Origin of the sequence: Sphingobacterium sp. UBA5639 (genome assembly GCF_002421245.1) — a bacterium.
Classification (GTDB): Bacteria; Bacteroidota; Bacteroidia; order Sphingobacteriales; family Sphingobacteriaceae; genus Sphingobacterium; species Sphingobacterium multivorum.
In genome coordinates this window covers 327,773-352,002 of the sequence record NZ_DIJR01000037.1, presented here as the reverse complement: position 1 = coordinate 352,002, position 24,230 = coordinate 327,773, and the positions used below count along the sequence as shown (strand labels likewise).

At 35.1% G+C, this 24,230-nt stretch carries 20 protein-coding genes and 1 pseudogene; 6 read left to right on the top strand and 15 right to left on the bottom strand.

Features of this window, described 5'->3' with window-relative positions:
- From B4Z90_RS25010 to B4Z90_RS24980, 7 genes and pseudogenes are all read right to left on the bottom strand, one after another.
- A pseudogene (locus tag B4Z90_RS25010) lies at positions 1-196 on the bottom strand (phosphatidate cytidylyltransferase); the annotation flags it as partial.
- Positions 197-199: 3 nt separating this feature from the next.
- Positions 200-409 carry a DUF2007 domain-containing protein gene (locus tag B4Z90_RS25005; RefSeq protein WP_070562697.1) on the bottom strand — a complete coding sequence of 70 codons (210 nt, stop codon included), beginning with the start codon at positions 407-409 and terminating at the stop codon, positions 200-202.
- A complete protein-coding gene (locus B4Z90_RS25000; RefSeq protein WP_070562694.1) occupies positions 384-1,307 on the bottom strand; it encodes a CPBP family intramembrane glutamic endopeptidase in 924 nt (307 codons plus the stop codon). Before B4Z90_RS25000 ends, B4Z90_RS25005 begins: the two co-directional genes overlap by 26 nt.
- 238 nt (positions 1,308-1,545) lie before the next feature.
- On the bottom strand, positions 1,546-4,863 hold the full coding sequence (locus B4Z90_RS24995; protein ID WP_286777416.1) for a S41 family peptidase: 3,318 nt from the start codon (positions 4,861-4,863) through the stop codon (positions 1,546-1,548).
- A gap of 142 nt (positions 4,864-5,005) precedes the next feature.
- A complete protein-coding gene (locus B4Z90_RS24990) occupies positions 5,006-5,758 on the bottom strand; it encodes a zinc ribbon domain-containing protein (RefSeq protein ID WP_070562689.1) in 753 nt (250 codons plus the stop codon).
- Between the two features lie 145 nt (positions 5,759-5,903).
- Complete coding sequence (locus tag B4Z90_RS24985; RefSeq protein ID WP_286803623.1) at positions 5,904-6,368, bottom strand: hypothetical protein; 465 nt, start codon at positions 6,366-6,368, stop codon at positions 5,904-5,906.
- A 162-nt stretch (positions 6,369-6,530) separates the two neighbouring features.
- Complete coding sequence (locus tag B4Z90_RS24980) at positions 6,531-6,776, bottom strand: helix-turn-helix domain-containing protein (protein WP_286803622.1); 246 nt, start codon at positions 6,774-6,776, stop codon at positions 6,531-6,533.
- Between the two features lie 105 nt (positions 6,777-6,881).
- Here B4Z90_RS24980 and B4Z90_RS24975 point away from each other — a divergent pair, with 105 nt between their 5' ends.
- Together B4Z90_RS24975 and B4Z90_RS24970 are read left to right on the top strand one after the other, a co-directional pair.
- A complete protein-coding gene (locus B4Z90_RS24975) occupies positions 6,882-8,039 on the top strand; it encodes an energy transducer TonB (protein ID WP_286803621.1) in 1,158 nt (385 codons plus the stop codon).
- Positions 8,040-8,154: 115 nt separating this feature from the next.
- The gene (locus B4Z90_RS24970; RefSeq protein ID WP_286803620.1) at positions 8,155-8,697 is read left to right on the top strand and encodes a hypothetical protein; all 543 of its coding nucleotides are present in this window, start codon (positions 8,155-8,157) and stop codon (positions 8,695-8,697) included.
- A 20-nt stretch (positions 8,698-8,717) separates the two neighbouring features.
- On the opposite strand, the gene B4Z90_RS24965 is transcribed toward B4Z90_RS24970, so the two are convergent.
- The 6 genes from B4Z90_RS24965 to B4Z90_RS24940 form a co-directional block, all read right to left on the bottom strand.
- Complete coding sequence (locus B4Z90_RS24965; protein ID WP_286803619.1) at positions 8,718-9,506, bottom strand: rolling circle replication-associated protein; 789 nt, start codon at positions 9,504-9,506, stop codon at positions 8,718-8,720.
- 132 nt (positions 9,507-9,638) lie between these two features.
- Complete coding sequence (locus B4Z90_RS24960; RefSeq protein WP_286803618.1) at positions 9,639-10,910, bottom strand: tyrosine-type recombinase/integrase; 1,272 nt, start codon at positions 10,908-10,910, stop codon at positions 9,639-9,641.
- 109 nt (positions 10,911-11,019) lie between these two features.
- Positions 11,020-12,120 carry a Nif3-like dinuclear metal center hexameric protein gene (locus B4Z90_RS24955; RefSeq protein ID WP_286803617.1) on the bottom strand — a complete coding sequence of 367 codons (1,101 nt, stop codon included), beginning with the start codon at positions 12,118-12,120 and terminating at the stop codon, positions 11,020-11,022.
- Positions 12,110-12,595: a hypothetical protein gene (locus B4Z90_RS24950; protein WP_201639951.1), complete on the bottom strand. Its 486-nt coding sequence runs from the start codon at positions 12,593-12,595 to the stop codon at positions 12,110-12,112. Before B4Z90_RS24950 ends, B4Z90_RS24955 begins: the two co-directional genes overlap by 11 nt.
- A gap of 22 nt (positions 12,596-12,617) precedes the next feature.
- Entirely contained in the window at positions 12,618-13,373 is a 756-nt protein-coding gene (locus tag B4Z90_RS24945) for an alpha/beta hydrolase (RefSeq protein ID WP_286777418.1), read from the bottom strand.
- A 204-nt stretch (positions 13,374-13,577) separates the two neighbouring features.
- Positions 13,578-14,288, bottom strand: a complete 711-nt coding sequence (locus tag B4Z90_RS24940) for an SAM-dependent methyltransferase (RefSeq protein ID WP_070562678.1) — start codon at positions 14,286-14,288, stop codon at positions 13,578-13,580.
- 149 nt (positions 14,289-14,437) lie between these two features.
- Between B4Z90_RS24940 and apaG the strand changes: the two genes are divergently transcribed.
- From apaG to B4Z90_RS24920, 4 genes are all read left to right on the top strand, one after another.
- Complete coding sequence (gene apaG / locus B4Z90_RS24935; RefSeq protein ID WP_046673176.1) at positions 14,438-14,824, top strand: Co2+/Mg2+ efflux protein ApaG; 387 nt, start codon at positions 14,438-14,440, stop codon at positions 14,822-14,824.
- 355 nt (positions 14,825-15,179) lie between these two features.
- Entirely contained in the window at positions 15,180-17,045 is a 1,866-nt protein-coding gene (locus B4Z90_RS24930) for an ABC-F family ATP-binding cassette domain-containing protein (RefSeq protein WP_286803616.1), read from the top strand.
- Between the two features lie 93 nt (positions 17,046-17,138).
- Positions 17,139-18,998, top strand: a complete 1,860-nt coding sequence (gene mnmG, locus B4Z90_RS24925; RefSeq protein WP_070562672.1) for a tRNA uridine-5-carboxymethylaminomethyl(34) synthesis enzyme MnmG — start codon at positions 17,139-17,141, stop codon at positions 18,996-18,998.
- Between the two features lie 78 nt (positions 18,999-19,076).
- Positions 19,077-20,756: an Ig-like domain-containing protein gene (locus B4Z90_RS24920; RefSeq protein ID WP_286779519.1), complete on the top strand. Its 1,680-nt coding sequence runs from the start codon at positions 19,077-19,079 to the stop codon at positions 20,754-20,756.
- A gap of 48 nt (positions 20,757-20,804) precedes the next feature.
- Here B4Z90_RS24920 and B4Z90_RS24915 read toward each other — a convergent pair whose 3' ends face one another.
- Both B4Z90_RS24915 and nadB read right to left on the bottom strand, forming a co-directional pair.
- A complete protein-coding gene (locus B4Z90_RS24915) occupies positions 20,805-21,311 on the bottom strand; it encodes a gamma carbonic anhydrase family protein (RefSeq protein WP_286803615.1) in 507 nt (168 codons plus the stop codon).
- Positions 21,312-21,316: 5 nt separating this feature from the next.
- Positions 21,317-22,909 carry an L-aspartate oxidase gene (nadB, locus tag B4Z90_RS24910; protein WP_159333483.1) on the bottom strand — a complete coding sequence of 531 codons (1,593 nt, stop codon included), beginning with the start codon at positions 22,907-22,909 and terminating at the stop codon, positions 21,317-21,319.
- Positions 22,910-24,230 lie beyond the last annotated feature (1,321 nt).

The window sequence follows — 24,230 nt, the reverse complement described above, 5'->3', positions numbered from 1 at the left end:
CAAATAAGAGTAAGGCCAGTGTTATGCCTATCCACTTATTTGGGGCGCGTTCTTCGGATGAAACTATTCCATAGAATTCATAAAGACACCATGTACTGAGCAGTGTAAAAAAAATGGAATAGACATAAGCGCCCAAAAGAGTGGCAGCTATCATGACAGCCACAAAGATTACTCCCGTTATTGCTCTTGTTTTCATCTCTTAAAGCCCTCTTTCTGCTTCCTCAATTAATGTTTCGGCCAGATCAATAGATCCTTCACTGACATAGAGTTCAATTTTCCCAAATAAATAAGAAGAATCTTGTTTATTCATTGCGACAGTAGGAATACCATTTTCTTCCAGCATTTGCTTGACTATCTCGGCCTGAATCGCATTTGTATATGTTTTAATTTTTTTCCAATCGTTCTCCATTATTTTCTTTTTGCGTTGATCTATAAAATAAGAATACAAAAATAAGAGTAAAAATGAAGCCTACAAGATATATCCACCAAGATTGCAATTCAAATGCATTGAATTCATCATAACTCTTACCCTCTCTTACGTAATAAAATGCCCCGATTGTGGCTCCGGCATTGTTGACAAAGTGTCCAAAAATGGGCAGTACGATGTTCTTGCTCCATACATAAAGATAGCCAAAAAAAGCGCCCAATAACATGCGGGGAACAAAACCAAAAAATTGCAGATGTATCGCACTGAAAATAATGGCAACAAGCCATATAACCACATGCTGATTGCTCAACCATCTTCCCATTATTTTTTGCAAAACACCGCGGAACAACAATTCTTCACCTATGGCCGGAATCAAAGCCAGTATAACAATATTATACAAAAAGCCGGATACACTCGACTCCATAATAATAACCTTGATTAAATCGGCCGATTCCTTTTCACTACGCTCCATCCAACGCTGCAAAGATTGCATATTATCGGGCAATTGTAAGGATTCATTCCAATGACCGATCAGACTCATCAAAGGCATAAAAGAAAGCATTGCTAAAAATATATAGCCAAATTGCATTCCGCTAGGCCAATTTTTCAATTTAAAATAGGCTTTACCATATCCTTCGCGTGTATTCATCAGATAAGCTGGCACAACAAAAGATCCCAAGCTACTCATTAACAACATAAATCGCATATCATTGGCAGATCCATTCAATATAGACTCCAAGGAGAAGACCTGCCCTGTAAATGAATAATAACTTGCAATAATCAGAATGGCAATAATCTGCGAAAGAATGGAAAAACCAATAACCATTAAGATCAAACGTAATAAAGATTGAAACGGATGGGGTGTTTTTTCAGGAAACATATCTAGTAAATATCAGTTAAAGATAACAATAAAAGCAAGATTTATTAAAATTGTCATGTCCAATCAAATTTTAGCATCTGATTTGTATTGGCCTAATGAAAACGAATGATATGATCTAATTACGATAAAAACTACACGAGATATATTCAATCATCTCGGATATGGATGCAGTTACATACAAACTATATGATCAAAAAAGGGCTTTGAATCTCTTCAAAGCCCTTAGATTTATACTCTTTTAATTCACCCGAATAGGATCGGCTGGTTTTTGTAAATTTTTGTAAGGATACGTTTTCATTTCTTCCAACAATATCTTCACCGTTCTTTCAAGTTGAGGATCACGACCCTCCAAAAGATCTTTAGGCAATTGTTCGATAAATACATCAGGAGCCACACCTTCATTTTCAATAATCCAATTTCCTTTGAGGTCATATACACCGAAGTTTGGCGAAGTAATACGGCCGCCATCCAATAAAGGAGGATAGCCACTTATGCCAACCAAAATCCCCATTGTCGTACGACCAACCAATTTACCCAGCCCTTTAAAACGGAACATATAAGGCATCATATCGCCACCTGAACCTGCATTTTCATTAATGATCATGGCTTTAGGTCCATAAATACCATTTCCTGGTGTAGTAAATCCTTTTCCATCACGAATTCCCCAACCAGCAATCAGTTCACGGGACAAAAGATCAATGACATAATCGGCCACCCAGCCACCACCATTGTTTCTTTCATCCATCAGAAGAGCCTTTTTATCCATCTGAGCGAAATAATAACGATTGAAATAGGTATAACCTTCAGCACCGGTATTTGGCATGTAAACATAAGCTATTTGCCCATTACTCAATTCATTTACTTTCTTACGGTTCCTTTCAACCCATTCCATGCTCCGCAAATTCATCTCGTCGCTAAACGAGATCGGTTTAACGATTACTTCACGAGCGCCGACCAATGAAGGTTTTGAATTGACCTTCAACGTAACTTGTTTACCAACAGTATTGTCAAATAAACTATAGATATCCTTATCTTCAGTCAATTCAGCACCATTAACAGCAACAATATAGTCTCCTTCTTTGATGTTTAATCCCGGTTCAGCCAATGGGGCTTTGAACGATGGATTCCATTCAAGACGCGTAAACAATTTAGCAATCTGATAGTAACCATTCTTTAACTCATAATCTGCTCCCAACACACCAACTGAAACCGACGGCGTGGAAGGTTGATCTCCAGGATAGATATAATTGTGTCCCACGACCATTTCTCCCATCATTTCATTCAATAAATAACCAAGATCAGAACGATGGTTTACAAAAGGCAGGAATTTTTCATATTTGGTTTTCATCGCTTTCCAGTCAGCACCATGCATGTTTTCAACATAAAAATAGTCTTTTTGCATTGACCAAACTTCATTGAATACCTGTTTCCATTCGGCAGCGGGATCCACCAATTGCTGAATTCCGCCTAGCTTAACTTCGCCAGCAGTAGGAGAGGCTACTTTTTGCCCAGCTGTTACAATATTGAATCCATTTCCCGTTTGATATAACATCTTCTTACCATCGGCGCTAATAACAAAACTACGGGCATTTTCCACTAAGGTTTTGTTTTCGAGATCCTTAAAATCATATGCTCCGATTGTTCCCCCACGTTGGTAAGTCAATTGATTTGGTACTAAACCATTCAAATTCCAATAAGGTCCAGCAGGTAAAGGGAGGGCAACTATTCTGTTTTCTATACGATCGAAGTCAACTTGAATAGATTTATCAATGGGCTTACTTGCCACTGCCTCTTCCTTTTTATCCTTTTTAGGTGATTTTTTATCGTTTTCTTTTACACGATCTTTTTTATCACCATCTCCTTCTTCCTTTTTATCCACCTTATCCTCACGGATTTGTTCCTCATCACTATCATTCTTAAAGAATGATGGCGTTTTGCTTGATAAAATAAAGCCATATACGGCATAATCAACATTACGCTGCACCGCGGACATATGTAAGCCAGAATTTGTCAACCCTGTATTTGTACTCGCTGTAAAAAATAGATATTTACCATCCTGAGAAAAAGCTGTACTACGCGCAGAGCTCATACCATCCGTAATTTGCTGAGTTTTCTTTGTATCCAAGTTATACATAAACACAGCGGGTACCCCATTTTCCAATGTACGTATAAAAGATATCCATTTTGAATCAGGAGACCAGCTTGGTTGGAAATGATTGGATACACGGCCAGTTTGACCGCTCAATTTATCGTCTGCAACTTTAACAATGGCCTTTGAAGCGATATCAATATAAAACAGATTAAGATGTGAATCATTGTAAAACAACTTCTTGGAATCCGGTGACCATGTTGGTTCGAAATAGAAGTTCGTTTCTCCTAAGTTAAAGTACAGGGGTTTATCTTTTCCAAATTGATCCATCAGCACCAACTGATAAGATCCATTTTTGTCTGAAATATAAGAAATCCATTTTCCATTTGGAGACCAATCCGGAAAACGCTCATGAGAACCCGGAGAATTAGATAAATTTCGGGCTTCACCTTTCTCCTTAGGTACCGTAAATATCTCTCCCCGCGCCTCTAATAATGCCCGTTGCCCTGTTGGCGATAGGGTAGCATAACGTATATCATCCTTAATGTCTTTATAATACGGTCTTTTGTACATTACATCTGTATTCACCGTAATATGCAAAGGAGTGACTTTATTATCGCCCAGATTTAGCGTATTTAATACGCCAGCATATTCAAAGATCAACTCAGTCCCATTTCCATTCAGTGAACGCACATCGTAATCTTTAAAATCCGTTAGCTTTTCTACCTTTTTGGATTTGGTATCATAACTATAGATGTTAACAATTTTATCACGATCGGAAAGGAAGTAGATCTTATTTCCCAACCATAATGGTTTAACATCATTACTTTTAACCTGCGGAATAGCTTCTATTTCTTTGGTTTTCGTATCGAAGATCCAAATTGTCGGCATACCACCACCCCGGTAGCGTTTAAAGGCAACTCGATCTCTTTCAGTAGGGTCAGTGTTTTTGATATAAGCCCAGTAACGACCATCAGCAGAAGGGCTTCCCTGAGTCGCTTCAGGCATAATAAGCGCCTTGTCCATTCCTGACATTTGAATATTGGAACTGTATAATCGTGGACTTAAAGCATAGGTGAAATCACGAGATGTCGTATAATATACTTCATCATTATTGAGCCATCCCCGCAATACATCCGAAGAAGGGTGATAAGTGATCCGTTTGGGCTCACCACCCGTTACAGGGATTACATATACGTCTGTATTTCCGTCATAATTTCCTGTGAATGCAACTTTCTTGCCATCTGGAGAAAACATTGGATTCTGTTCCACTCCAGGATTTGTTGTAAGGCGTCTCGGATTAGCTCCGTTTTTTTCGGCAATCCAAATATCTCCACCATAGACAAAAGCAATATTGTTGGCGCTAATACTTGGATTTCGAAGCAATAGGGTTTCTTGCGCTTTTGTTTGCAGAAAGGATGTACCGAGCAAAAAGGCAGCAAATAACTTGAAATGAGTTTTATTCATAAACGTTTAAAGGTTAAATTTACCACACACAAAACTACACTTTTGTAAGCGGACCTAGTTAGTATATCAACAAAGTTGCATAAAAAATATGACAAAAAAAAAGTCCTGCTTTCCAGCAGGACCTTCGTTTATCTATTGAGGATTAGAAACCGTATTCTTGTTCGATTTCTAACACAATTCCTTCATCAACCAAAACGCGACCACAGTGTTCACAAATGATGATTTTCTTACGTTGACGTATTTCTGATTGCATTTGAGCAGGAATCTTATTATGACATCCTGAACAGCTATCACGATCGATCGAAACAACAGCAAGTCCGTTTTTAAACGAGTTACGCAAACGGTAGTATACCTTTACCAAACGTTCTTCGATATTCGCTTCAGCCTCAGCAGCTTTTGCTAACAATGCATCTTCTTCTTTTTGAGTTTCAGAAGTAATTGTTTCCAATTCTTTCTTTTTTCCCTCAAGTTCGCTTTTGCTATACTCAAGATTTCCTACAGTAGTATCGTAGTTTTCTGTTTTGTTACGAATCTCAAATTCTGCTTCTTTGATTCGTTTCTCGCAAACCTGAATCTCAAGACCTTGGATTTCTATTTCTTTCGAAATAGCGTCGTACTCACGATTATTCTTTACCTCATTCAGCTGCGACTCATATTTTTTGATAGCAGCTTGGGCATCCTTAATCATGTTTTTACGCTTAACGATCGAATCTTCTAAATCGTCTAAGTCTATTCTGATCTTCTCAATACGAGTCTCTAAGCCCGCAATCTCATCTTCAAGATCTGCAACTTCCATAGGCAATTCACCACGAACTTGGCGAATTTTGTCTATTTTAGTATGTACGGCTTGTAACAGCCATAATGCTTTCAATTTTTGTTCTACGGTTTGTTCCATCAACTGTAGTATTTTATATAATATTTTATAAGACCTTAATTTACAATGATATAAAAGAATATCAAAAATTAAATTACATCAAAAGTTACATCAACGCCTAAACAACTAAATAACTTTGCTCCCAATGCAATGGGCAAAGATAACATTATTTTTTGAATAATTTTTTCAAATTCTTCTTTTCCATTTCGATATGATAAGCATCCTTATTTTTCTTTTGTGTCTTATCAGGATTAAAAATGGATGTTATCCCTTTAATCACCCCTTCCTGAATATGTTCTTTAATCACAATCAACGCTTTATTATCTATAGAAGAGGAATCACTATCAATTAGGCTATCTATATCATATTGCTTTATCTCTTCGGTTATTACATATCCTTGTTCAATATAATTTTGATGCGACCTCTCGATTTTTTGGATTGCCTTGCGAACCATTTCAAGGATGGTATTATAATGTACTCCCCTAAATGGAGTAAAATCATCCTTATAATCTAAATGTATCTTCTCAAAATGCTTTAACCTTTCTAAAACATATAAAGCATTTGAATTTTCTATACGAAGATCATGTACTATCTCGAAGTAAAAACCAACAGTGGTACTTAAAATATACATATCATATAATATTATTGTCGAACTTCCATAACAACATATATCCCAATCATATATATACTTTTAATATAGAGCAATTCTTTTAAAAACGCTAAATAAACAACAAAGACATGTTTATCTAGACAAAAGCTCTATTTCTAAAAATAACCCCCTTTTCGCACACACTTATATAAAATATGTCTCTGGCAAAAAATCCTTTGGAGAACATTCAAAAATCTTTGCCAATTTATTTAAATGATTAAGATTATACTTTGCTGGATATTTAGGGCTTTCAACATGACCAATAAACCCAATGGATAAATCTAATAAATAAGCCAATTGAGCCTGGGAAATACCTCTTTCCTCACGCATAAATTTAACTTTACGAATCACGTATAGTTCTATTTCTGACTTATTTTTCTGATCGCTCATTGAGCAACCAATAAAAGCAAAAACTAACTTTTGATCACTTATAAATATATAAGTGTTTTATATTATTTAGTACATTTACTCCATCAAATTAAAATCTATTTTACTATGAGATGTTTAACATTGCTATTTATCTATTTTAGTAGCACACTAATTGCATTTTCGCAGATTAATTATCAAATCAAGGATGCTATTGGATTATTGATAAGCAACCCACAATTTATTGAAAGCGCTATGCAATCCGATGGTTATCAATATACCGGAACAGAAATGGACAAATTCCACACTTATAAAAAATTGGACAATCCACTATTCGAATTAACCTATACTTCTAACAATGATCGTATAAATGTGCTTAATTGGTCAGAAGATCTTAACCAAGAAAATTATAATTCCATAATAACAGAATTAAAATCACTTGGGTTTTCAAAATTTGGGAATAGTCTCAAATCAGAGCACTTCAATACAGCTATGCTTTCTTTCGAAAACCTTCGGATGAACTGTGTTATCTCTATGATTCAAAAACAAAATGAGAACTTAATTACCTTAACGATTGGGAGAAAAGACAATAATAAACCCCTGATATGTCCAAATCAATTGACAACATTTCAAGGGAGAAAAATATTTACAGATGGTTTAGAAGGATGGAATCTAGACATCACAATATCTGGAGAACAAATTTCTATTAAAAACACCCCTCATCCAAATAACGCAGATGCCAAAAGAGAACATCATTCCAATTTTATTATCAAGGGATATATAAAAAATGGAATCATCTATTCAACAATACCTGAAGAGGGGGCAAAAGAAATTCATCCATCTGTTTACAAATACTTCAAAGGAAACATGTATGAATCAAATATTGAAAATGGTTACAACAAATATTCTGTCGATAATAAGGTCTCAAAGCCGAAAATACCTATAATTGCGAGAAACAAAACACTGTCTATTGATAATGTGATAGATAAAGATACATTTCTCGTTAATTCGGCTGAAATTCCGGCAGAACCAAAAGAAGGAATAAAAAGCTTAAAAGCCACACTATCTAAAATAATATATTCTACACCCAAAAATCAGGGCACACCCCAACTATTATCTATCTACTTTATTGTTGAAAAAACTGGAAAATTGAGCAACTTTAAAATATTAAAAACTTCCTCGGGAAATATTGGTGAAAAATGTATTGAATATTTGAAAACTACCGAATTTAGACCTGCAATACAGAATGGAAGAAGTGTTCGGCAAGAGTATTATATACATTTATAAATGACTAGGAATTATAACTTTATCACAGAAAAAACACATTGAAATCACCAAATTAGATAATTATTCATAACTTGAATGATTATTAAACTATTAAATATCATTAAAACATATGTGCATGGACCTTCCTCAAAATTTTTGGACCGAAGTTTTACCTACGTGGATTCAAGCTTTGGCAGCTTTCATAGGTATACCATTTTTAATTTATAACCTAATTTTAGTAAATAAGCAATTATCACTTCAGAGGAAAGAACACATAAACTCTCATAGGCCACAATTAAGAATTAGTAGCATACAAACCGAGAACAATATAACTTATATAAATATTGAGGTCTCTAATAACGACGCTGTTAACATCTATATCGAAGGCTCAAAAATGGAAAAATATGAATTAATTGATTTCGGAGAATTTTATAAAATACTTTTCCCTAGAGTTGATAAAGGATCTTCATTCTCAATCAAATACAGATTAAAACAAGAGGTAATTGCCACTCAAGAGAAAATAAATAATCAATCTGAATTTATGAAAGAACTTTTAGCATATCATGGCATGAGTTTCAATCTAAGATATGAAAATGATTTGGGACATAGCTTCAGATCAAGAATATTTGGAACTGCCTTATTTCAATCCTTTCAAATTGAGCATGAAAAATTTGTATAAATTAGTATGTTACTATTACTTTAACCTATATTCTCAAATTTCACATCCCACTGGATTAAATTTCTTTCATGGAAATCAATATCCTTCGTGATATAATTTAATACCTTCGCTACACCCTCTTTTCCCTTCTTGATTTTAAGCACCTTGCTTATTCCTAATTTCCACTTATTTTTAAGGTATATATGAACGTTTTTAATATCCTGGTCTATTATATTAAAAGCAATATGAGCGTGCCACATTTGGCTGCTATTTCGCTCATATGCAACAACATAATTTGAATATACTTTTTTGCCATTTCTTGACAATGAATTAATGAAGTTTTTCACATATTGCTGCAATTGGATAAGGCTAATATTTCTTTGACGTCCAACATAATCTTGTTGAATGAAATCATTATAGTCATTTAAACTATATACACTTTCTTTGTTATTCAATCTGAATGATGGATCAAATGTCAATGTTTGAAAGAAATTAAAATCACACTTATCAAGAAGAAAACTAGCAAATGTATGTCTACAATCATTATTTGACATCATTCCTATAGATTTATCAATATCCTTCTTATATTGTTCAACCTTTCTTTCATAATACCGATGATTTATGTCTTGCTTTGCTTTTTTCCTTTCATCTTCATTCAGATATTTAGGTTTTGCTCCACATTTCAAATTTCTTGTTTGCACTTTTACAACATTGGTTTTAACACGTTTTGTTAATACAACCTTTGCTTCATCAGTGGATAATGTCGTTACATAATCATTATTGTGCTTAATGTTTATAATTTTGTGATTTTTTAAAAGCTTATAAATCATTTTATTCTGATTTAATCTTACAGATATTATATAGCTCTCTTTATCAAGATAACTACCCGCTTTTTTTAAAAATCGTTTTTTATATCCGTTAAAAAAAACGGATCTGACGCTTTGAATTTTTTAAATAACTTATTATAAATCAACAAACTCCGGCAACAAGGGCTTATAATCCCTACCATACCATTTTGCTATTTCGGTATCTTTATGACCTGTCAATTGGATAATCTGCTCCAATGACCATTTTTTCTCTCTGAGATAAACAACCCCGGTATGCTTATAACCATATAATGTATTCTCGCCATATTTAAAAATCTGAATAAGAGAATCATCTTTTTTATATGCTTTTGCAATTTGCTTTTCATTAAAATGCTTAAACTTCTGAATGTAATCCATAGTTTCACTTTGATTATCAGCAAATAACCTATATTCCTTTTTGTGTCCTCTAACACTATTAATATACTCAAAACCAAACAGATAACTATCTTCATTCACCATATTATTATCCTTAAAGTTCATAATCAAGGAAGCAATTCTAGGATGCAATTTTACAACGACGGCTCTTTTGGTCTTTATCTTTGATGCTGGAATATTTATTACACCTGCTTTCAAATCAAAATCTTTGAATTGTAATTGTGTAAGGGTATTTGGTCTATGCAACGAATAAAATATAAATTGCGTGAACACACTTAAAATCTCACTGCCATAATCTGCAATCTGCTGAAAGCTTTCTTTTATCAAAGAAGATGGGATAGCTTTATGCTTCACTATATCATCCTTTTGAATAGGCTTTATAACCTTTACAAGATTTTTTATTTCAATTTCTTCAATTTCAATTAGCCATTTAAAAAACATCCTATGTAGAGTCAAAATATCATTGTACCAATTGGCTTTGGGCTTTTTATCCTTTAAAGATTGAAAATAATCGATATATAATTGCTTATTGAGATCACCTATTCGGATATCTGAAATACCACTTGATTCCAAAAACTTCTTAAAGGCATTAATTTTTGATGTATATTGTACGATTGAAGCGCTACTGATCTTTTCTTTCTCTTTGAATTTTATGAAATTATTAAGAAAATCAACTAGCTTCTTTTCATTATTGGGCACACTAAAAGCCTTACTTTCGGGGACAAATACCCTTTCTTCAATACAAGTTTTAAAATAAGCAATACATTCATTAACAAGATTTAATCTTTCAGTTGTCCTTCTCTTAATTTCTTTGGCCCCTAAGCCTGAATAATCAATATAATAGCGCTTATTAAAACCAGATGAATATCTTATTTCCTTTCTTAAATCACCAATGTAATAATAAAAGAAAACAAACCATTTATTACTGGAATTCAATTTTCCAAGCTTTGGTTCTGAAAATCTGTATTTTACGTTTTCCGAAAGGGGATTCATTTTTAAAATAATATTACGTCAAAAATTACATCAACTAGCACTTTTTTAAAACAAAAAGGGGGCTTAAATATGCTTTAAGCCCCCATAAATATATATAAAAACCGTTATTCTAAATGTAGTATTTTATAGGATTTGTATCTATTTCTGTTGTTAAGGTTGCAAAGTTAGGAAATTTTTTCGTAATAATGTCGTACAATAATTCTTGCGTAAATTGTTCGCTCTCAAAATGTCCCGTATCTGCAATCACGATTTCACCTTCAGCATCAAAAAATTCATGATATTTATAGTCTGCTGTAACAAAAAAATCAGCACCAGAACGTTTGGCTGCACCGAGTAAAAATCCCCCCGAGCCACCACAGACCGCTACACGACTAACTTTTTTATCTAATAAGGCTGTATGACGAATGACATTCAACCTCAGTTTGTCCTTAAGATAAGCTAAAAATTCCAATTCAGCCATTGGTTCAGCCAAATTTCCAATCATTCCTGCACCGATTTCAGCAGCCGTATTTTGAATATCAAACAAATCATAAGCTACTTCCTCATAAGGATGAGCTTCATAGAGTGCCAAAAGTAACTTTCTTTCAATAGATTTCAGGTAGATAACCTCAATTCGTGTTTCCTCAACACGCTCTTGAACACCAATCTCCCCAAGGGTAGGATCGGCCCCCTCTAAAGGTCTAAAACTACCATAACCCGCCGCATTAAAACTACATTGATCATAGTGTTTTCCGATTTTACCTGCGCCCGCATCAAACAATGCCTGTCGGACATCTTCAACATGACTCCTAGGTACAAAAAAGACCATTTTTCGCAATACATTTGTTTTAGATTCCAGTATAGCCTGATTTTCTAATCCCAATTTATCGGCAATTTTCGTATTCACTCCACCGGTAACATTATCTAGATTTGTATGAATGGCATATAATGCAACTTTATGTTCAATTGCTTTAATAACCGTACGCTCCACATAATTTTTCCCATTAAATTTTTTTAGCCCCCTAAATACAATGGGATGGTGCGAAATAATTAAATTACACCCTTTATCAATGGCTTCTTTTACAACATCTTCTGTGCAGTCCAACGAAATGAGCACCTTTGTAATCTCTCTATTGGCGTCGCCCACAATAAGGCCAGCATTATCATAAGACTCTTGCAAATCTAAAGGAGCCAATTGCTCCAAATAGTCAATGACTTCTTTAATTTTCATGGTCTACAATTACCTCCTTTTCTCTAAATTTATTATGTTCCTCTAAAATTCTTCTATTCGCGTTAATTTCAAACCAATAATTAGCCAATGTCACAAAATGCATAATGATCAGTACACCAGAAATAGAAAGTGGGAGCGGAATATTTGTCGCCAGGTAAATCCACGCATATAGTGATCCTTTCCTAAACGTAGGGTTTTCCTCCACAGCTATTTTTCGATCATAAAATTCATTGATCAAAGAATCCCTTAGACGCGAAGCAACCTGAAAATTCCAATAAATATTAACCAGCGGAATTGCAGCTAACCACGATTGGTTGGGCGTCATTAATCTATTTTCTTTGGCGACCAATTTTAATGTCTTTCGAATTGTATTTGCAAATAGAAGCCATACGATAATACGTATGGCAACAATACCCATAGCGGTATAAATTACTTCAGGCTTACTTAACTCTCTTATTAATTCCTCTTGCGTCATTGAACTATTTATTGCTTATTTATTATTCCTGTTCCAACAAATCTACTAATTCTTTCAACTTTTTTATTTGTGGATTATGATCTCCAACAAATTCGACTGTTTTAAAACCTATATTTTTTGCCTTCCTATAAAACGGGTAAAAATCATCATCCTCAATTGTTTTGCCATCCTCATAAGTCAAAATGTAAGTACTTGGAATTTTAAGTCGTTTCGGATTTTTTAAACTGATCTTGTCTGTCATTGTTCTTAACGGGTGGGGGACATCCCTAGGAAGCTTCTTAATGTCCTTCACCCAGAAAGGAAAAATATAACCATCCTTTTCTAATTTTAACAGTCCATTTGCTGCACTGGATTTACCCATTAAGTTCATTACAGATTGTTGATCCTCCGGTAGTATAGCATCCAAGTAAACCAATTTACGGATTCTATCCGGAAGACTATCTGCCACAGCCGTGATAATCATCCCACCATAACTATGTCCGACCAATATAATATCATGGAGATCCTCAAACAGGATCGTATTCACAACATCATCGACATGCGTTTGTAATCGGATAGAAGTATCTGCTAAATGATAACGCTCACCCAGGCCTGTTAGTGTGGGTCGGTACACCTCATTTCCCTTTTTAGCTAACTCAACCGTCGTATTTTTAAACTGCCAAGCACCACCCCAAGCTCCATGGACAATAACATATGTAGAAGACTGTGCAGCAAGATCTTTACTGAATCCAAATAATGAAAACAAAAACATAATAGACAATAATCTACAGTAATTCATCGTGTTATATATTAAATCATTCTAGACGGTTAACAAACTCTATTCAGCATTTATTCTGATACCCTGGTTCACATATTGATTAAAAAACAAAATGTAAGCACTCACTTACTTTATTAAAACATACTTCACTCATGTAAAAACAGCTTTTAATTTCATCATTAAACTTCATCAATGAAAATAGGGTAGGGGGGAGCTCTAAAAACATCATGCATAAAGTAAAAAAATAGTCGGCTTTTTATGATAATCATACGATCGTTTTCGCCACTCACCAACTGTCAAACTTTGTATATTTTCGTCGGCAGCTGTTACATTTGACGCAACACAGAGTAAGGTGGAAGGTTTACATATTTTTAGTAGATCGGCTAAAAGCTGATTATTTCTAAATGGAGTTTCAATAAAAATTTGCGTCTGCTTTTCACGTGCTGATTGCTGTTCGAGATTTTTAATCTCCTTAGCTCGATCAATTTTATCGATAGGCAAATAACCATGAAAGGCAAATTTCTGACCGCTAAATCCGGAAGCCATAAGTGCCAGTAGAATAGAGCTTGGTCCAACAAGAGGAACTACCTTAATACCCAATTGATGTGCCCGTGCTACAATAGAAGCTCCAGGATCAGCAACACCAGGACATCCCGCCTCAGACATTAATCCAACACTTTTGCCTTGTTTCAAGCCTTCGAAAAAATCATTTATATTTCCCTTGTCCCGCACATGTTTTCCATAATCATGGATCGTTAATTCGCTCTGCGGAATCTTTAAACCTGCAAGTTTTAGAAACTTGCGCGCCGTTTTTTCGTTCTCTACAATATACTCGTCCAATGAATTGATTGTTTCCACTAAATACGGAGTAAATGACTGGAAAGCTGCGTCATCACTCAATGGAACAGGAATTAAATATAAGATACCATTTGCCATAATACAAACCTACTAATTAAGGTCCATTTGGCTATACTAATTTTAAACTTAGCATTATTTAACCTTTTAAAATGATTATAATTTAGATTTTTAAACTCATTATTAGTATTTTAGCGTAAATATTCATTGCAACAATAAACATCATTCAAATGATCACACAAATTACAGAAGGCGTAAAAATCTCCGTTGAAACCATCTATCAATCGGAGTATTCGAATCCGGACCGTGAACATTTCATGTTTGCTTATCATATCAGCATAGAAAATCTCAGCGATTACACGGTTCAATTGATAAGTCGCTATTGGAAAATTTTTGATGCAAAAGGAGACTATAGGGAGGTATCTGGAGAAGGAGTAGTAGGCGAACAACCTATTATAGAACCTGGTCAGACTCATCAATACACCTCAGGTTGCAATCTCAATAGCGAATTCGGATTCATGGAAGGATATTATAATATGATCCGAACACTGGACAACGGCAGCTTTCAAGTTGAAATACCACGTTTCAATCTGATAGCGGATTACGCATTGAATTAATTTTATCAGGGCAGTATCATTATTGCCAATTAATCAAATAACGAAGCTTTTTTCGCATCGAATAAGAAACTAATTCTTTATTTTTGCGAGCATTCCAAATGAACAAGCGAACCTTTGGGACTTCGAATTATCATTTTACCCAATGGCAAAGGCTAACATTTGATCATATGCCACCCAATAGATTACATTAGTCAGCAATCAAAACGATTATTGATTCAATATATAAATAACTGACAATCAATAGAAATATAACTAAAATATTGATTATCAACACGATATAAACTACCAAGAGAAGAAACCTACTGGTAGTGTTTTGGCGTGTAAATTGACTGAATATAATTTAGGGTGATATAACGTGAGTATTTTAGCTACAGAACAAGTAAGCCATTCCTTCCATGATCGATGGCTTTTCAAAGATTTACATTTCGGTCTCCAAAAGGGAGAACGTGTGGCCTTGGTCGGAATCAATGGCACAGGTAAATCAACCTTACTCGCCATTTTAGCAGAGCGAATCTTACCAACCTCAGGAAAAGTTGTAAAAGAAAAAGGTATAAAAATTGGTTTCTTAGAACAGGATCCTGATTTCACAGGATTAAAATCAATCAACGATTTTATTTATAGTACAGACAACGATCAACAACGTCTTATCCGTGAGTACGAGGAGCTGTTATTGGAAACTGATATCGATCAGAAAAAATTAGAAGATCTTACAGAAAAAATAAGTTCATTGAATGCCTGGGAGTATGAGCATAATATTAAGACGATTCTTAATCGTTTAAACATTATGGATTTCCATCAAGATATCAAAAGTTTATCAGGGGGCCAACGAAAACGCCTTGCGCTAGCAAAGCTTTTGATAGACGAGCCGGATATTTATATATTAGATGAACCCACCAACCATTTGGATATAGAGACTATTGAATGGCTTGAAAAACTACTAACAACAGGTAGCAAAACCGTTCTTTTAGTAACGCACGATCGCTACTTCTTGGATAATATCTGTACGGAAATTCGAGAGCTGGATAGGGGCAATCTCTTTACCTATAAAGGTAACTATTCTTATTTTCTGGAAAAGAAGTCGGAACGTGAAACTATTGATGCGGTTATGGTTGAGAAAAGCAGAAATCTACTTCGCCGTGAATTGGAGTGGATGCGTCGTCAACCACAGGCACGTGGTACCAAATCCAAATCACGTATTGAAGCATACTATGACTTGGAAGAAAAATCTAAAGCAATTAAAGGAAACGACTCGGTACAACTCAGTGTGAAAGTAAGCAGGCAGGGCTCAAAAATACTCGAACTAGAACATGTTGCCAAACGTTATGGAGCAAAAGAAATCATACATGATTTTTCATACACCTTTAAAAAAGGTGATCGTATTGGTCTAGCTGGAAAAAATGGTACTGGAAAATCAACCTTTCTTAATTTAATCACGGGAGAAGAAAAACCTGATAAAGGGTCTATAGCGGTAGGGGAAACCACAGTATATGGCTACTATAAACAGGGCGGATTGGAAGTAAATGAAACCGATCGAGTATTAGATGTTGTAAAAAATATAGCAGACTATATTGAAATGGCAAATGGGGAAGTAATCACGGCTTCACAGCTGCTAACCCACTTTTTATTTCCTCCTGAAAAACAATTTGGTTTCGTTAACAAATTAAGTGGGGGGGAGAAAAAAAGACTTCAATTAATGCGTGTTTTAATGAAGAATCCAAATTTTTTAATTCTGGATGAACCATCCAATGATTTGGACATTGATACATTAAACGTGCTGGAAGATTTTCTTGACAACTACAAAGGAGTACTCATATTAGTATCACACGACAGGTATCTATTAGATAAATTGACGGATCAACTTTTCATTTTTGAAGGAAAGGGGATCGTGCAGATATACAACGGAAATTATGCCGACTTTAAACTTGAACAGGAAGAAATCCAAAAATTAGAAAAGGAAAAACAAAAAAGGATAACCCAAGAACAGGTAAAGCCAATTGTAAAAGAGGAAAAGAAAAAACTCTCGTACAAGGAACAATTGGAATATAACAAACTAGAAGAAGAAATCGAAAAACTGGAAACACAAGTAGCGTTAAAAACGGAGGAACTAAACCAGGTAACAGATCATCTAAAACTTTCTTCCTTAGCGGAAGAAATTCAATCTATCCAAAAACAGATAGACGATAAATCCGAAAGATGGTTATATCTTGCTGATTTTATGTAAAATTTCACCACAGGTTTCACGTGGAACACAAAGAAAACGTAAATTTACAAAGAAATAAAAACACCACGTTTCACGTGGAACAAGAATAGAAAAATGTTTAAAAAATATAATGTAATTGTCGTTGGTGCGGGGCATGCCGGATGTGAGGCAGCGGCGGCAGCAGCTAACTTAGGTTCGTCCACTTTACTCATCACAATGAATATGGGAGTAATAGCGCAAATGAGTTGTAACCCCGCTATCGGTGGAGTAGCCAAAGGACAGATAGTAAGAGAAATTGATGCTATGGGCGGATATACTGGTATCATAGCAGATAAATCAACCATTCAATTCCGAATGTTAAATCTTTCGAAAGGTCCTGCCATGTGGAGTCCGCGGACCCAAAATGACCGAATGCGGTTTGCAGAAGAATGGAGATTACAACTCGAGTCTCTTCCTAATTTAGATATGTGGCAAGATACCGTAAAAGAAGTTATCGTAAAAAACGGAAAAGCTTGCGGTGTCATCACTTCGATGGGAATAGAAATAGAATCGGACGCCGTGGTACTGACCAATGGAACTTTTCTAAATGGTGTAATTCACATTGGGGACAAGAAATTTGGAGGCGGTAGAACAGGAGAGAAGGCAGCCACAGGTTTAACCGAACAACTTGTTTCCCTTGGTTTCGAATCAGGAAGAATGAAGACAGGTACTCCACCACGTATAGATGGAAGAAGCCTCAACTATGCATTAATGGAAGAACAGTGGGGCGATGAAAAAAGAGGGCGGTTCTCCTATACAGATGTAGAAATACCAACTGAACAACGCTGTTGTTGGATTACCTATACAAACGATAAGGTCCACGAAATGCTACGCACTGGGTTTGAAAAATCACCCATGTTTACGGGACGTATCAAAGGATTGGGACCACGCTATTGCCCTTCAATAGAAGATAAAATAAATCGTTTTGCCGAGCGTGAAAGACATCAGATATTCGTGGAGCCCGAAGGCTTCAAAACAGTGGAAATTTATGTCAACGGATTCTCCACCTCATTGCCAGAAGACGTACAATTGAAAGCTTTGCAATTGATCCCAGGCTTTGAAAATGCGAAAATGTACCGCCCAGGTTATGCCATAGAATACGACTACTTTCCACCAATGCAATTGGATCTAACCTTGGAAACCCAATTGGTGAAACATCTATTTTTCGCAGGACAGATCAATGGGACAACTGGCTATGAAGAAGCCGCTGCTCAAGGTTTCCTAGCCGGGATAAATGCGCATCAACGCATCAATGATGATAAGGAACTTATTCTAAAACGATCCGAATCCTATATAGGTGTATTGGTCGACGACCTCGTAACAAAAGGAACTGAAGAGCCGTACCGCATGTTTACATCAAGAGCAGAACATCGTCTACTTCTACGCCAGGACAATGCTGATATTCGCCTAACCCCATTAGCTTACAAATTGGGATTGGTAGGAGAAGAAAGACTCAAAAAAGTGCAAAACAAAATTGATAACTCCAATAAAATAATCGAGTATCTCAAACAAAATTCGACCAATGTCGAAAAGATGAATACCGTATTAGCCGAAGTTGGCTCAAGCGCACTTCCACAAAAAACAAGGTTGAGTAATGTTCTTGCAAGACCACAAGTTGGTATCCAAGATATTCTGAAAGGAGACGAAGGCTTTGCACACTATGTATCCCAATTCGATAATGATACCATTGAACAAGCAGAGATCAATCTCAAATATGAAAGCTATTTCGATAAAGAGATGGAAATTGTCAATCGCATGAAGAAGATGGAAGATAGAGAAATTAATCCTGATTTTGACTACAGCCTATTAACATCGCTATCAATTGAGGCAAGACAAAAGTTATCTAAAGTTAAACCACGTACACTGGGGCAAGCTTCAAGAATCTCAGGCGTTTCGCCCTCTGATATCACTGTATTGATGGTCCATATGAGTTAAACAACTGAAAGCTAAATACTTATACACTAAACATCACAAAGCTTAAAATAAGCGATTTAAGACAATATTCTATTTTTTATGACAACTTCTTTAAGAGAAAATAAAAGTGGTTCAGAAAGGCTAAAAAGTAGCTTAAAAACAAGATTACTTATTTTAAGCATGTTTATTATGCTTATTGGCTTGTCCATACAATGTGCGAGCATACAACAGCCCACGGGGGGGCCAAAAGATTCTATTCCTCCGAAGATACTATTGGAAAGCCCTACGAATTTTTCGAAGAATTTTACAGCTAAAAAAATAGTGATCACGTTTGACGAGTATATCAAGCTGGCAAATCAACAAAAGGAATTCAGTATTACGCCAGACATGGGAAGCAATCCAGAAATCAAGGTGAAGAAAAAAAATCTAGAAATTACCTTACCTGATTCCCTAGAAAAGAATACAACCTACAGCATATACTTCGGTAAAGGACTAGTTGATTATAACGCTGGAAATGCATTGGTCAATTATGCTTACGTATTCGCGACAGGAGATAAAATAGATTCACTCAGTATATCCGGTAATGTAAAAAGTGCTATAACGAAAGAGGTCCAAAAGGATGTTAAAGTCTTGTTGATCCCCATTAGCCAAGACTCGATTTTTGGTAAAAAGAAGGCGAATATATTCACGACAACGGATACTGCAGGTAACTATAAACTAAACAATCTAAGAGAGGGAACTTATCGCATTTACGCACTTCAAGAAAAAAATAACGATAGAATCTATAATGGTGCTGATGAAGAAATAGGTTTCCTAAAAGACTCTATCGTGCTAGAGCGAGACTTGAGCAATATCAACTTGGAGATCTTCAAAGGAATCCCAAAAAAGTTTAGAACCCAAGAGAAGAAATTTGAAAAAAATGGAAGTATACTTCTTGTTTTTAATAGAAGAGTCGACAAGCCCAAACTTGATATCCTAAATGACGAAGTAAACAACAAGGATAAAAAAGTACGTTTTTCAAAGACATCAGACTCGGCTACTTTGTTTATTCCAAATTTAAAAATAGACTCCCTAAAGCTTGTTCTGACAGAAAATGAAAGACCATTGGATACCATTCTCATTAGAAAAGGGAATGTAAAAATAGAGCAGACAATTGAGCCTATTTTTACGCCAAATAATGGACGGGTCGATCGAATTACACACCTTCAGGTATCTGCTTTCACACCGATCAAAAATATCGATAAAACCAAGTTAAAATTCAAAGAAGACTCATTGGTCCGGACCAATTACCAACTAGCCGTAGATACAGCAAATACCAATATCTACCATATTCGCTATAATTGGAGAAAAGAGAAAAAGTACCAAATCGAGTTTACAGAAGGCGCTATAACAGGCTATTTTGGCGAACAAAACAAAGAGAAAAAGCTCGATTTGACCTATGACGATAGTGAAAACTATGGGGATCTGACATTTGATTTTACAGATCTAGATAGCAATACAACCTATTTGGTTGAGTTAATCAATGAGAAAAAAGATAAGGTCTATCGCGTCGACAAAATAAACATGAACACCCCGGCTGTTGTATACAAACAGTATCCTGGAGGAAAGTATAGTATACGTGTGATACGCGACGACAATAATAATGGAATCTGGGACACTGGAGATGTCGAAAAGAAAACTTTTCCTGAACCTGTTGTATATCTAAATAAAGTATTTACGATACGTGCTAATTGGGAACAGAAAGATAGTTTTTCATTGAGTGGCCTCAAAAAAAATTAATTGAGGCCATTCTAAAATAACTTATTTAATATTGCTAATTCGATTAAGCTAAAACCAGGAACTGTACAGAACATAATTATGTGGTAGTTTCTGCAATAGATCTTTCTGCTCTTCAGTAAGTGCTTTTATCTTTTTGGCAGGTACTCCAGCATATAGAAATCCCGATTCACAACGAGTATTTTCCAAAACTACTGCACCAGCTGCTACAATAACATTCGATTCAACAATCGCATTATCCATAACGATAGCTCCCATACCAATGAGTACATGATCTTCCAAAATACATCCATGTACCATAGCCTGATGCCCTATACTTACATAATTTCCGATCGAAGTACCGCATTTCTTATCGGTACAATGTATAACCGCTCCATCTTGAATATTAGTATAATTACCGATACGAATATAATTGACATCTCCGCGTATGACAGCATTAAACCATACCGAACAGTGATGTCCAATCTCCACATCGCCTACAATCGTTGAATTGGGTGCTAAGAAGCATTCTTCGGCTATCACCGGAGATTTATCCAAAACAGATAAAATAAGTGCCATATTCCTTAAAAAATTGTATCCTGTAATACTTCCGAATGTTTCGGATAGTCCGTTGTATAATGCAATCCCCTACTTTCTTTCCGTAACATAGCTGATTTTGTCACGATATAAGCTACTTGAATAACATTACGTAATTCACACAGTTTAACAGAAAGCCTTGTATTTCGATAAAATTCTTCGGTCTCCTCATACAAGAGATGTAGCCGTTTAAGAGCTCTTTCAAGCCTAAAATCGGAACGGACAATGCCAACATAGTCACTCATAATCTTTTGGCACTCGCGTAAATTATGACTTACCAAAATATCCTCATTTGAAAGAGAGGTTTTAGAGTCATCCCATTCGGGGACATCAACAATATGGTTAATCAATCCTATCGACTTTGTGGCATCCAGGAAAATACGATGTGCATAAACAAGCGCTTCAAGAAGTGAATTAGAAGCTAATCGGTTTGCCCCATGTAGGCCAGTAGAAGAACACTCTCCGCAAGCATATAAGTTAACGAGGCTACTGCGTCCAAAATCATCTACATAAATGCCTCCACAGAGGTAATGCGCAGCCGGTGTAACTGGTATAAAATCCTTCGCCATATCCAGTCCGATCGAAAGACACTTTTCATAAATATTTGGAAAATGCTTGATAATATCTTCCTTATTCCGATGCGTGATATCAAGGTACACATAATCTATACCAGATTTCTTCATCTCGGCATCAATAGCTCTAGCAACGATGTCTCTTGGTGCCAAAGAAGCACGTTCATCGTACTCCTCCATGAAAGATTCACCATTGATCCTTCTTAAAATACCTCCAAATCCACGTACGGCTTCAGATACCAAAAATGCAGGAGAGTCCTTTGGATTGTATAAAGAAGTAGGGTGAAATTGCATAAACTCCATATTACGTACCTTACCTTTTGCCCGATACACCATAGCAATACCATCTCCAGTCGCAATAGTTGGATTTGTTGTACTTGAATAAACATGCCCTGCTCCTCCAGAAGCCATCACAGTAACCTTACTCAAAATCTTATCTACTAAATGTGATGAGGTATTAAAAGCATAAATTCCATAACAGGTAACGTCTTCCCTGTTCTTATCCACGTATTCCCCCAAATGATGCTGTGTAATCAAATCAATGGCAAAGTAATGCGTTACGATTTCAATGTTGGGATCACTATGTGCTTGCGCCAATAATGCACGCTCAATTTCATAGCCAGTTATATCTTTATAATGCAAAATACGATGAGCGGAATGTCCCCCCTCTTTTGCCAGATCATATAACCCCGACTCCTCCTTGTCAAATGATGTTCCGTATGAAATAAGTTCTGCAATCCGTTCCGGTGCTTCTCTCACTACGTTTTCCACAATTTCAACATCGCATAAACCATCCCCAGCAATCTGAGTATCAATGATATGCTTTTCAAAGCTATCTGACTTATCCACAACGGCAGCCACTCCCCCTTGCGCATATTTTGTATTAGACTCATCCTCATTGGACTTAGTGACTATCAATACTTTACCGAATTTCGATGCTTTTAAAGCAAAGCTTAATCCAGCAATACCTGATCCAATGACCAAAAAATCTACCTTTCTATCTGCCATATAAATTAAAATTCACAAACTATCCCCAAAAGTGACGATTCAAATTAACGAAAAATGTGGAAAACGTGTAAATAAAAGGTTAAATAAAAATGAAAAGTATTTAACAATTCACAAATCTCCTATTTTCAAGCCTTATTTCTAAAATTTTTCCGCACAAAAATCTAGAGATTTCCACATTTTCTAAACAAAAACTATTCAACAAAAATATATGGAAAATAAAAAATAAGATAATTTAGAATTTTAAAAATCAGGTCTTTAATGAATAAATTCTGTTGAAAAATTGTTGAAAACTCTATAAAAACCTAAAATCAAAATCGAAATAACCTAATTTATACCACTTTTCCACACCATAATAAACAATAAGAGATTTTCTATTTTAAATAATTAGTATTTATTGAAAAAAAAGATTGTGGAATACGTTCGAAAATCTTTGTTTAGTTTTGTCAAGTTCGATTAGAAGCGGTTAGATTTCGATATTCGGGAATTATAAAGTCCCCTATTGAAATATTTAATTCTAATTGAGTTTATTTTATTTTTTAAATTTCCTATTGACTTTTAAAGCGCTTTAGGATTGACTATTTATTTTATTTTTTTTGTGTATGGATTTAATCTAGTTTCAGCGCGTTATTTATAATTTTTTTAAAAAAAATATAGGTTTAAGTCGTTTTATACTTGGATATTTTCCCGTGTGGGATCTTATTTCAATTTTATCGCTTTGTAACCGATAGAAATCGGCTCAGAAAAGTTTTAATTCTAATTTGGATGCTATGAGATTTTAATATTTCTGTCTTTAGAGCAGATAAATTCTTTTATTGAATTCTAATTGTTGCTAATCTTTGCTTTTAAAATTGATATGAAAAAGGCAATTTAATTGATTTTGATATTTGGATTTTAAACTGTTTGAGGTTTGCTTATTTGCGTATTTTTTTCAAAAATATGTGAATTTTGCTTTCTCAACGAGGTAAAATTGGCGTCAAAAATTTCTGTACTTTATCAGCAAAGTTTTCAAAAATGGAAATTGAGAGGTATTTGGTTATTGGAATTTTTTATTCCTGGATCTGCCTGTTTATATTCAGATTTGGCTACGATATTTGTTTGGTTTTCGGGGGATTGAATTTTAAACAGAATCTCAAGGGGATTGTTTAAAAATATACCTGTTTAGAATTGGATATTTTTTAAAAATTTGTTTTCAGGGCTTTTTAAGACATTCTATAGCCTTAAATAGTAAATTTTTTAAGATCTAACTGAAATTCGAAGATTGACTTGTTAATAATTTTGGAATGCAGATAATTTCTTCAAATAATTTATTGCAGAACAAACA